This is a genomic window from Streptomyces sp. MB09-02B (assembly GCF_033794485.1).
Taxonomy (GTDB): Bacteria; Actinomycetota; Actinomycetes; order Streptomycetales; family Streptomycetaceae; genus Streptomyces.
In genome coordinates, this window is sequence record NZ_JARGEE010000309.1 from 1 (window position 1) to 10,925 (window position 10,925).

12 protein-coding genes are annotated in these 10,925 nt (G+C 71.7%); 7 read left to right on the forward strand and 5 right to left on the reverse strand.

The annotated features are described in order from the left end of the window. The first annotated feature begins 86 nt into the window (after positions 1-86). The 6 genes from P1P70_RS32015 (at position 87) to P1P70_RS32040 (ending at position 6,577) form a co-directional block, all read left to right on the forward strand. Positions 87-1,103 (forward strand): iron ABC transporter permease, encoded by a 1,017-nt coding sequence (locus P1P70_RS32015; RefSeq protein WP_319244037.1) that lies wholly within the window; start codon positions 87-89, stop codon positions 1,101-1,103. 62 nt (positions 1,104-1,165) lie between these two features. Next, complete coding sequence (locus tag P1P70_RS32020) at positions 1,166-2,020, forward strand: heme ABC transporter ATP-binding protein (RefSeq protein WP_319244039.1); 855 nt, start codon at positions 1,166-1,168, stop codon at positions 2,018-2,020. Positions 2,021-2,217: 197 nt separating this feature from the next. Continuing rightward, a complete protein-coding gene (gene efeO / locus P1P70_RS32025; RefSeq protein WP_319244017.1) occupies positions 2,218-3,378 on the forward strand; it encodes an iron uptake system protein EfeO in 1,161 nt (386 codons plus the stop codon). A 2-nt stretch (positions 3,379-3,380) separates the two neighbouring features. Continuing rightward, complete coding sequence (efeB, locus tag P1P70_RS32030) at positions 3,381-4,646, forward strand: iron uptake transporter deferrochelatase/peroxidase subunit (RefSeq protein ID WP_319244019.1); 1,266 nt, start codon at positions 3,381-3,383, stop codon at positions 4,644-4,646. A 4-nt stretch (positions 4,647-4,650) separates the two neighbouring features. Next, on the forward strand, positions 4,651-5,526 hold the full coding sequence (gene efeU, locus P1P70_RS32035; RefSeq protein WP_319244021.1) for an iron uptake transporter permease EfeU: 876 nt from the start codon (positions 4,651-4,653) through the stop codon (positions 5,524-5,526). Next, positions 5,483-6,577: a hypothetical protein gene (locus P1P70_RS32040; protein ID WP_319244023.1), complete on the forward strand. Its 1,095-nt coding sequence runs from the start codon at positions 5,483-5,485 to the stop codon at positions 6,575-6,577. Before efeU ends, P1P70_RS32040 begins: the two co-directional genes overlap by 44 nt. Positions 6,578-6,608: 31 nt before the next feature. Here the strand turns inward: P1P70_RS32040 and P1P70_RS32045 are convergent, their stop codons facing one another. Together P1P70_RS32045 and P1P70_RS32050 are read right to left on the reverse strand one after the other, a co-directional pair. Further along, a complete protein-coding gene (locus P1P70_RS32045; protein ID WP_319244025.1) occupies positions 6,609-7,361 on the reverse strand; it encodes a bifunctional DNA primase/polymerase in 753 nt (250 codons plus the stop codon). 232 nt (positions 7,362-7,593) lie between these two features. After that, positions 7,594-8,229, reverse strand: a complete 636-nt coding sequence (locus P1P70_RS32050; RefSeq protein ID WP_319244027.1) for a TetR/AcrR family transcriptional regulator — start codon at positions 8,227-8,229, stop codon at positions 7,594-7,596. A gap of 99 nt (positions 8,230-8,328) precedes the next feature. Here P1P70_RS32050 and P1P70_RS32055 point away from each other — a divergent pair, with 99 nt between their 5' ends. Next, positions 8,329-8,523 carry a DUF6243 family protein gene (locus P1P70_RS32055; RefSeq protein WP_319244029.1) on the forward strand — a complete coding sequence of 65 codons (195 nt, stop codon included), beginning with the start codon at positions 8,329-8,331 and terminating at the stop codon, positions 8,521-8,523. Between the two features lie 21 nt (positions 8,524-8,544). Here the strand turns inward: P1P70_RS32055 and P1P70_RS32060 are convergent, their stop codons facing one another. The 3 genes from P1P70_RS32060 to P1P70_RS32070 form a co-directional block, all read right to left on the reverse strand. Then, positions 8,545-9,216 (reverse strand): VOC family protein, encoded by a 672-nt coding sequence (locus tag P1P70_RS32060; RefSeq protein WP_319244031.1) that lies wholly within the window; start codon positions 9,214-9,216, stop codon positions 8,545-8,547. Between the two features lie 35 nt (positions 9,217-9,251). Continuing rightward, positions 9,252-9,770, reverse strand: a complete 519-nt coding sequence (locus tag P1P70_RS32065; RefSeq protein ID WP_319244033.1) for a GNAT family N-acetyltransferase — start codon at positions 9,768-9,770, stop codon at positions 9,252-9,254. 117 nt (positions 9,771-9,887) lie between these two features. After that, positions 9,888-10,925: small ribosomal subunit Rsm22 family protein (locus P1P70_RS32070; RefSeq protein WP_319244035.1), on the reverse strand; the 1,038-nt coding region annotated here is incomplete at its 5' end.

Below are 10,925 nucleotides of genomic sequence, written 5' to 3' on the forward strand. Positions count from 1 at the left end.
GGACCGGGGAGGGGGGCGCGGGTGTGCCGGGCCGCCCGGAGAAGGACGGCCGGCGGTCCTCCGCCGCCGGGCCGCGGCGTGCCCCGCTGCTCCTCACCGTCGGCCTCGTCGTCGCGCTGTTCGTGCTGGTACCGGTCGCCGGGGGGCTCGGGGCCTATCCCATCCCCACCGGTGACGTGGTCTCCTCGGTCGCCCATCGGATCGGGCTGGGCGGGGCGGAGCTGGCACGCGTTCCCGAGTCGGTGCTGTGGAACGTGCGGTTCCCGAGGATCGTGCTGGCGCTGCTGGTCGGCGCGTCGCTCGGGTGCGCGGGGGCCTTGATGCAGGGCGTCTTCGGGAACCCGCTGGCGGAGCCGAGTGTCATCGGGGTCTCGCTGGGCGCGGCGGTGGGCGCGGTCGCGACGATCGCGTTCGGGATCACGTTCCTCGGGAACTGGACGGTGTCGGTCTTCGCGTTCGTCGCCGGGCTGATCACCGTGTTCGTGGTGTACGCGATGTCGCGGTCGGGCGGCCGGACCGAGGTCGTGACGCTGATCCTGACCGGTATCGCGGTGAACGCGTTCGCGGGCGCCACGATCGGGCTGTTCATCTTCCTCGCGGAGGACACGGCGGCCGTCAACCAGATCACGTTCTGGCAGTTGGGCTCGCTCGCGCAGTCGACGTGGCCGAAGGTGCTGGCCGTCCTGCCGTGCGCGGTGATCGGGCTGGCCGTGGCGCCGTTCTACGCCCGCAAGCTGGACCTGCTCGCGCTGGGGGAGCGGCCCGCGCGGCATCTCGGGGTGGACGTGGAGCGGCTGCGGGTCGTGCTGATCCTGGTCGTCGCGCTGCTGACCGCCGCCGCCGTGAGCGTGTCGGGCGTCATCGGGTTCGTGGGGCTCGTCGTGCCGCATCTGCTGCGGATGGCGGCCGGGCCGGGGCACCGGTTCCTGATCCCGGGCAGCGCGCTCGCCGGGGCGGTCGTCCTGTTGGCGGCGGACCTCGCGGCCCGCACGATCGTCCAGCCGGCCGAGTTGCCCCTGGGCGTCCTCACCGCCCTGATCGGCAGCCCGTTCTTCTTCTGGCTGCTCCGCAGGACCCGTCGCAAGCAGGGAGGCTGGGCATGAAGGGCACATCGGGCACGAAGTCCACGACGGGCACGAGGTCCGCTTCATCGGGCACGGGGTCCCTGCGTGGGCTGCTCCTGGGGCGATTGCGTTCGGGGGCTCCCACTCCCCCGTCCCCTTCCCGCCCCGGTGACGTTCTCGCCGAGGCCGACCGCGTCACCGTCCGCCTCGGTGCGCGCGAGGTCCTGCACGGTGTGTCCGTCGCGGCCCGCGCCGGTGAGGTGCTCGCGCTGGTCGGGCCCAACGGCGCGGGCAAGTCGACGCTGCTGGGCGCGCTGGCGGCGGATCTGCCGGTGGCCGGTGGGGTCGTACGGGTGCACGGGCGGCCGGTGGGTGACTGGTCGGCGCCTGAACTGGCGCTGCGGCGGGCCGTGTTGCCGCAGTCGGCCACGCTGTCGTTCCCGTTCACCGTGGAGGAGGTCGTACGGATGGGGCGGGCGCCCTGGGCGCGGCAGCCGGACGGGGACGACGCGGTGGACTCCGACGACGTGGCCGTGGCGGAGGCGATGGCGGTGACCGAGGTCGCCGGGTTCGCGGCGCGGCCCTTCTCCGCGCTGAGCGGCGGCGAGCACGCCCGGGTCGCGCTGGCGCGGGTGCTCGCGCAGCGGGCGCCGCTGCTGATGCTCGACGAGCCGACCGCCGCGCTGGACCTCAGGCATCAGGAGCTGGTGCTGCGAGTGTGCCGGGAGCGGGCGCGGGCCGGGGACGCGGTGGTCGTCGTCCTGCACGATCTGGGACTGGCGGCGGCGTACGCGGACCGGGTGGCCGTACTGCGCGACGGACGGATCGCGGCGGACGGGCCGCCGGCCGGGGTCTTCGAGGAGGGGTTGCTGTCGGAGGTGTACCGGCAGCCGGTGGACGTGTTCCCGCATCCGCGGACCGGCGATGTCCTGATCACACCGAAACGGGGCTCTTGACCGGGGAATGGGTCTCTTGACCTGCTGTTGACCGGATGATGGCGGCTGTTTTGAGCCACCGTGATCGGGCCGTGCTCGTGCGGTTCGGAGGAGAGGGCTTCACTGGGAGTACGGCATTTGGTGAGGTTAGCCTCAGATAACTTAGGGCGGCCTCACCTTCTCTGTGTGTCCCCTGTGTCCTTCCTTGGAGCCGAAAAATGCGCCCCCTCAGACTCTCCGTCGTCACCGCCGCCACGACCGTGGCCGCCCTGACCGCCGTCACCGGCTGCACCGAGAAGAGCAGCGCGGGCGCGGACGGGGTCATCGCGGTGACCGCGACCGACACCAAGTGCGAGGTGTCGAAGAAGGAGTTCCCGGCGGGCCACGTCGAACTGGACATCGAGAACAAGGGCTCCAAGGTCACCGAGGTCTACATCCTGTTCCCGGACGACCGGGTGGTGACCGAGCGCGAGAACATCGGCCCCGGCACCAAGCAGAAGGTCACCGCCGAGGTGAAGGCGGGCGAGTACCAGATCGCCTGCAAGCCCGGCATGAAGGGCGACGGCATACGGCAGGCCGTGACGGCCACCGGCGGCGGGAAGATCGCCGAGCGCGACCCGCGGCTCGACAAGGCGGTCGCCTCGTACCGCAAGTACGCGCAGGAGCAGGCCGACGAGACCATCCCGCTGGTGAAGGTGTTCGCCGAGGCCGTCAAGGACGGGGACGTCGAGGCCGCGAAGAAGGCGTACGCGCCCTCCCGCATCGGCTGGGAGCGCACCGAGCCGGTCGCCGAGTCCTTCGGTGACATCGACCCGAAGGTCGATGTGCGCGAGGACGGTCTGGAGGAGGGCCGGGCCGATGAAAGCGCAGAGAAGGACTGGACGGGCTGGCACCGTCTGGAGCGCTCGCTGTGGCAGGACGGCAAGCTCACCGACCGCGACTCCGAACTTGCCGACCAGCTGGTGACCGACCTGGAGGACTGGCAGAAGCGGGTCGGCACGGCGGAGATCACCCCGACCTCCATGGCCAACGGCGCCAAGGAGCTCCTCGACGAGGTCGCCACCGGCAAGGTCACCGGTGAGGAGGAGCGCTACTCGCACACCGACCTCGTCGACTTCAAGGCCAACGTCGAGGGCGCCGAGGAGTCGTACGAGCTGCTGAAGTCCGTCGCCGCCGAGAACGACCCGGAGCTGACGAAGGAACTCGACCAGCAGTTCGCGGCGCTGAACACGCTCCTCGACAAGTACCGCGCGGACAAGACCGGGTACGACTTCGTCTCCTACGACAAGGTCGGCGAGGCGGAGCGCAAGGAGCTGTCGGACGCGGTGAACGCGCTCGCCGAGCCGCTCTCCCAGCTCGCGGCAGCCGTGGTGAAGTGACGATGCCCCCCAAGGACTCCTCCGATCCCCGTACTCCGTCGCGGCGTTCGCTCATCGGCTGGGGCGGGGCCGGGCTCGCGCTCGGTGCCGCCGCGGCCGGGGGCGCGGTCGCGGTGGCGCGCACCGGCGACGAGGCGGCCCCCGCGGCCGGGGCGGCCGTCGCCTTCCACGGCGCGCACCAGGCCGGGATCGCCACGCCCGTGCAGGACCGGCTGCACTTCGCCGCGTTCGACGTGGAGACGGACGACCGCGACGCGTTCGTGGCGATGCTGAAGGACTGGACGGCCGCCGCGCGCCGGATGACGGCCGGGAAGGCGGTCGGCGACGGCGGGTTCGGCGGTCTGCCGGAGGCACCGCCGGACGACACCGGGGAGGCGCTGGGGCTGAAGCCGTCCCGGCTGACGCTGACGATCGGGTTCGGGCCGTCGCTGTTCGAGAAGTTCGGTCTGGCGGGGCGGCGGCCGGAGGCCCTGGTGGACCTGCCGCAGTTCGCCGGTGACAACCTCGACAAGGCCCGCAGCGGCGGGGATCTGTGCGTGCAGGCCTGCGCGGACGATCCGCAGGTCGCCGTGCACGCCGTCCGCAACCTCGCCCGCATCGGCTTCGGCAAGGTGTCGGTGCGCTGGTCGCAGCTCGGGTTCGGCAAGACCTCCTCGACGACGCCCGAGGCGCAGACCCCGCGCAACCTCATGGGGTTCAAGGACGGCACCCGCAACATCGCGGGCACCGAGACGGACCGGCTGAAGAAGTTCGTGTGGGTGGACGAGAAGGACGTCGACGCGGACTCGGCCTGGATGACCGGCGGTTCGTACCTCGTCGCCCGCCGTATCCGGATGCACATCGAGCCCTGGGACCGGACCTCGCTGCGGGAGCAGGAGGACATCTTCGGCCGCGACAAGGGCGAGGGCGCGCCCGTGGGCAAGGCGAAGGAGCGGGACGAGCCGTTCCTGAAGGCGATGCTGCCGGACGCGCACGTCCGGCTCGCGCACCCCGACTCCAACGGCGGGGCGACGCTCCTGCGGCGCGGCTACTCCTTCACCGACGGCACGGACGGCCTCGGCCGGCTGGACGCGGGCCTGTTCTTCCTCGCGTACCAGCGTGATGTGCGCAGGGGGTTCATCCCGGTGCAGCGCAATCTGGCCACGGACGCGCTCAACGAGTACATCCAGCACGTGGGTTCGGCGATCTTCGCGGTGCCGCCGGGCGTCCGGGACGCGGACGACTGGTGGGGGCGGGCGCTGTTCACCGGCTCATCGACGAAGGGCTGAGGCCGTGTTCGCGAACTATCTGATCGGTCTGCGGGAGGGCCTGGAGGCCAGTCTCGTCGTCTGCATCCTCATCGCCTATCTGGTGAAGACGGACCGCCGGGACGCGCTGGAGCCCATCTGGATCGGCATCGGGGTGGCCGTCGGGCTGGCCCTCGCCTTCGGCTGCGTCCTCGAGTTCGGCTCCCAGGAGCTGACGTTCCAGGCGCAGGAGGCGCTCGGCGGCTCCCTGTCGATCATCGCGGTGGGTCTGGTGACCTGGATGGTCTTCTGGATGCGGCGCACCGCCCGCCATCTCAGGGCCGACCTGCACGGCAAGCTGGACGCGGCCCTGCGGATGGGCACGGGCGCGCTCGTGGCGACCGCGTTCCTGGCGGTGGGCCGGGAGGGCCTGGAGACCTCGCTGTTCGTGTGGACGTCGGTACGGGCGTCGAGCGACGGCACCGAGGGCCCGCTGATCGGCGTGCTGCTGGGCCTGGCGACGGCGGTGGTGCTCGGCTGGCTGTTCTACCGGGGTGCCCTGCGCATCAACCTCGCGAAGTTCTTCACCTGGACCGGCGGCATGCTGGTCGTGGTCGCGGCCGGGGTCCTCGCGTACGGCTTCCACGACCTCCAGGAGGCCGACTTCGTGCCCGGCCTGACGGACAAGGCGTTCGACATCACCGGGACGATCCCGCCGGACAGCTGGTACGGCACGCTCCTGAAGGGTGTGTTCAACTTCCAGCCCGACCCGACGGTCCTGCAAGTCACGGTCTGGCTCCTCTACCTGATCCCGACGCTCGCGCTGTTCCTCGCCCCGGTAGGGTTCGCCTCCGGGAAGGGGAAGGTGAAGATTCCTGATGAGCAGGGTGCGCGGGGTTCGGAGCCCACTGGGGCTTCGTGAGGTTCGTCCGGTTCGTACGGGCGGGAGGTTCCTCGGGCTTCGCCTCCGGGGCGGAGTTCGTCGCCGGGGCGGGCTTCTCGCGTACGGGCGTGGCGCGCTGGTGACCACGGCGGTGACCGCGCTGTCGTTGACGGCGAGCGGGTGCGTGGTGGTCCGGGGCGATCTGGAGGTCCTTCCCGCCGCGACCCGGGCGGAGGCGGAGCGCGCGCTGCAGGACTTCACGACGGCGTACAACAAGGCGGACAAGGCGAACGACCAGTCCCAGGACGCCGCCCGGGTCACCGGCGCGCTCGCCGACATCGACGGCGGCAAGCTCCGCTCGGGCGCGAAGATCAACCCGAGCGGCAATCCGAACCATGTGCCGCTGAAGCTGGCCGACATCACGTACACGATCCCGGAGAAGGCGGCGTGGCCGCGCTGGTTCGTCGTCGACGCCACCGCCAACAAGGGCAACAAGACGGACCGTTGGCTGTTCGTGTTCACCCGGGACGGGCTGACCGACCTGTGGGAGGTCTCCTTCCTCACGATCGTGCCCGCCGCCGACATGCCCGAGTTCGAGAAGGACGAGGACGGCCACGCCCAGGTGGTGCAGCCCGACGACGCCGAACTCTCCGTGGAGCCCGCGCAGTTGCCCGCACGGTACGTGACGTATCTGGAGGAGGACAGCGCGCTCTTCGCGGACGGGCCGTACACCTCCGAGGAGCGCGCGCGGCGCCAGCGGAACGCGGAGAAGCCGGGCCTGGCGCGGCAGCACATCGACGAGGCCCTCACCAACGGTGACTACGCGCCGGTCGGTCTGCGCACCACGGACGGCGGGGCGCTGGTCTTCTTCACCACCCGCCACTACCAGAAGCAGACCGCGGCGCCGGGGGTGAGCATTCCCGTCAACGACGCGGCCGTGCGCGCCCTGATGACGGGCGAGCCGAAGCAGTCCCTGACCCTGGAGTTCGTGAACAACCAGGCGGTGCTCGATCCGGCGAAGACGAAGTCCGACCAGCAGGTGCGGGTCGTGAGCCAGGTGGGCGGCCTGACGGGGGCCAAGGGCGAGTAGGGGCTTACCGCCGGGCGGCCGCTCGGGGGTGTCAGCCGCGGGAGGGCCAGGCCGTGTTCGCGTGGTCCGGCTGCTCGCCCACGTGGCGTGAGCAGGCGTCGGTGAGGATCTCCAGCAGGGTCAGGGGGTCCGGCAGCGGGTGCTCGGGGCCGCGTACCCAGTGGACGCCCAGGTCACCCGGGAGCAGGGCCGGCGGCACGAGGACGTAGGACCCCCGGCAGTGCCAGCGCAGGCCCGGGTGCTCGTCCATGGTCTCGGGGTGGCAGTCCAGCTCGCAGGGCCACCACTCGTCCTCGTCCTCGGGGGTGCCCCGGGTGAGGGTGAAGAAGAGGAGCCGTCCTTCGTCGGACTCGGACTCGAACTCCGCGACGGGGCCCACCTCGATCCCGGCGGCGAGCAGCCGCTCCAGGGCCTCGCTGCCGGCGGCGAGCGGGACGTCCAGCACGTCGTGGACCATGCCGGTCGCGGTGATGAAGTTGGCCTGCGGCTGGTGCCGGGCCCAGCGCTCGATCTGGCCGCGGTCGGTGGTGGACTGCGTCTGCCAGGCGAACGACACCGGGTGCCGGGCGGGGGTGGGACAGCCGACTCGGTCGCACGAACACCGGTAGCCCGAGGGGTACGCGGCGGGCGCGAGCGGGAGTCCGGCGGCGGCCGCGGCGAGCAGCAGCTCCTCACGGCCGGTGTCGTCGGCGGCCGGGTCGAGCGGGCGGCCGGTACGACGGGCACGCAGCCACTCGGAGAACCTGCCCTGCCGACCGGTCCGGCCGCCGAACGTCGCGCTCATCTATCGCCTCGCCTCGCTGTGGTGCGGACAGCATGTCCCCATCGTCCCACTATCCTGCGCCGCGGGTGGCCGGAGACCACATCCGGGGTAGGTGGGGCGATGCCGGGGTGCGGACAGGGAAGGCTGGCTATTCCATGTTTTGAGGGGATTTACCGTCGGCGCCGCGGCCCCGGCCGATCGGCGCCGGGTCGCTTTGGTCACACTCGGGCGGGCTCGGCCGGACCTGACCGGGTCAGCGGGGCGCGAGGCCGTGCAGGGCGTACTCGACCAGGGCGTCCGTGTACGCGTACGAGATGGGGCCCGTGTACTGCAGCCAGCGCTGGGCGAGCGGGGAGACGAAGAGTTCCAGGGCGATGCGCGGGTCGATGTCGGGGCGCACGGCGCCCTGTTCCTGGGCCGCGCGCAGGCGCTTCACGTACAACTGGAGCTGGGGTTCGAGCAGTTTGCCGACGAACTCGACGCCCAGCTCCCGGTTGATCACTCCCTCGGCGGCCAGGGCGCGGGAGGGGACCTCGAACTTGGGGTCGAGGAGTTCGTCGACGGTCGCGCGCAGGACGGCCTTGAGGTCGGCTTCGAGGTCTCCGGTGTCCGGGATCTCGTACTCGGCGTGCTCCCCGATCACCTCCGGCCGGGCGGCGGCCTCCGCCGCCTGGGCGCTCAGGTCGAGGAACGCCTCCAGCAGGACCTCCGCCTTCGAGGACCACCACCGGTAGATCGTCTGCTTGCCGACGCCGGCGCGGGCGGCGATGCCCTCGATCGTCGTCTTCTGGTATCCGACCTCTCCGATGAGGGCGAGGGCGGCGTCGTAGATGGCGCGACGCGACTTCTCGCTGCGCCGGGCGGAATCAGGGGAGGTCTTTTTGGCCATGCCTCGAATTTATCAGGTTGACAAGACGGTGCGTCTCGCCTCATGGTGGTGTCATAGGCGAGACGCACCGTCTCGTTGCATCGGGATAGGGAGAGTGTCATGACCCGAGGTGGAGCTGGAAACATGCTGGGAGTGGGCGGCGCCCGTCGGAACCTAGGCCGCAAGGCCCTGCGCGGCGGTCCCGCGAGCGGTCGCGTCGGCGGCGGCCTCGACCCCCAGGCCCAGAAGCGGGAGCTGCTGCGCAAGCTGCAGGAGAAACGACAGGAGGGCCGTACGGCCGGCGAGTCGTCGTGAATGGGTGAGGGGGCCGCTGTCTCAGCGGTCCCCGAGGCCGTGGCGGAGCTGGACCACCCGGAGGGTGAGCCCTTCCGGACTGGTCAGCCGCAGCGCGGGACGCCCACGATCCGCCGACCACGCGACCTGGCCGAGGGCGCGGGCGGCGACCGTCTCCAAGTCGGCGACGGCGACGACGACTTCCCACTGCGACGGCGCGTCGCCCGAGGCGAAGTCGGCGTGGACGGGGGCCGTGCCGGTCACCTTCCGGTAGAACTCCCTTGCCCTGTCGGGCCGTTGGCAGGTCAGGACCATGCGGTGCGGGGTGCCGGGGGCGCCCTGCGGGAACCCCCATCCGCCGAACCGGTACGGCTGCCACAGGGAGACGGCGGCCCCCACCGGGTCGACCAGGGTGGCGACACGCCCCTGGTCTCCGGCGTCGAACGGCGGGAGGACGAGCCGTGCGCCGTTCGCCACGGCGGTGGCGGTGCGGGCGTCGACGTCGTCGACCGCCAGGTAGAAGGCGATGTGGGCCGGGGTGCCCGGCGGGTAGACGGGGTTCGCCAGGTCGCTCGCTCCGCCGACGCGATGGCCGTCTCCCGTGGTGATCCTCGTGGACCGGCGCGGGTCCTCCTCGTCCACCGTGAGGTGCCAGCCCAGGGTGGCGGCGAAGAAGGCGGTGGTGCCGGGTAGATCACGGGTCTTGAGGTCCATCCAGCAGAACTCACCCGGAGAACCGAGACACACGGTCATCCGGTCGACCCCGGTCCGGTCGACCCCGGTCCGGCCGGCTCCGGTCCGAGTGGTTCCAGTACGCCGACCGGCTGGTCACCGCTGGTCTCGCCCGTCGGGCGGAAGCCGAGGCCCAGGTAGAAGTTCTCCGGGCCGTCGGGGCCGGGGTGCCAGGTGACGAAGAGGCGGTCGCCGCCTCGGCGGCGAATCTCGGCGGCCACGGAGTCGACGGCGAAGCGGCCGTAGCCTCTCCCCTGCTCCTCAGCGGCGATATTGAGCCGCCAGAGCCCGGAACGGATGTCGGTGCCCGAGCCGTCGCCCTTCCAGTCGATGTCGAGGAAGGCCATCAGAAAGCCGACCGCCCGGTCGCCGTCCATGATGAGCCGGGGCCAGGCGACCCCGGGGTGGACGTACGCCTCGGCCAGCGACTGCGCGACCGTCTCCACCAGGTGTTCCTGATCGGGACGGACACGTACGCCGAGCGCGGCGTCCAGGTTGGCGGGGGTTATCTCGGCCAGGTTCGGGGTGGTGGACATGATCCATGACATAGCCGCAGACCGCGTGCGCGGCGCAACTGGTTTTCGCCGATCCTGGGGCCGCGCACCGGGCCGCGGTCGAGGTCGAGGTCGGCGTTGGGGGCGACGTCGACGAGGTCAGGACGTCCCGTCGTCGTCCCCGGGCCGCGGCGGCCAGGCGTCGCCCCACTCCGCGTCGCGGGCCGCCCGGTAGAGCAGGCCGTGGCGCTTGGTGACGGTGGTCCGGCCGAGGGCCGGCTCGGTCTCGCAGAGGTCGAGGAGGACCTGGCCCTTGCGGATCTGGGGCCTGCGGACGATGCGGGAGGGAGCCGGCGTCGGGGGCCAGCGGGTGGCGGCGACGTAGCTGAACTTCTCGTCCTCGTACGACAGGGAGCCGCCCTTGACCTGACGGTGCAGGGAGGAGCGGCTGACCCGGGCCGAGAAGTGGCACCAGTCCTCGCCGGGGACGATGGGGCAGGCGGCGCTGTGCGGGCAGGGGGCGGCGACGTGGAAACCGGCGGCGACCAGACGGTCGCGGGCCTCGATGACACGGGCGTAGCCGTCGGGGGTGCCGGGCTCGATGATCACGACGGCCTGCGCGGCGGTCGCGGTCGCCTCGACGACGGCCGTGCGGTCGGCCGGGGTCAGCTCACCCAGCACGTACGAGACGGTGACGAGGTCGGTGTCCTTGATGGTGAGCGCCGAGCCGATGCGGGAGCGCTGCCACTCGGCGGACTTCAGTTCCGGGTTGGCCGCGGCGATCTCCCGCCCGAGCGCGAGTGCCGGTTCCGCCCAGTCGAGCACCGTGATCGGCCGCGTGCCCTCCCAGGTCGCGTTCACCGCCCAGGTCGCCGCGCCCGTGCCCCCGCCGACGTCCACATGACCGCCGGGCACCCACCCGGGCACCGCCGCCGCGAACGCCTCCAGCGCCGAGCACACCGCCTCGAACGTCGCCGGCATCCGGTACGCCGCGTACGCGACGACGTCCGAGCGGTCCCGCAGCACGGGCGCGTCCGTCGGCGTCCGCCCCCGGTAGTTCGCGATCAGCCGCTCGACCGCCTGCGTGGCCGACTTCGGCGGCAGCCCGTCGAGCAGGCCCGCGAGGGCGGTGCGGAGGGTGTCGGCCGAGGAGGACGGGGAGGACGAGAAGGACGGGGACTGTCCTTTATAAAAATT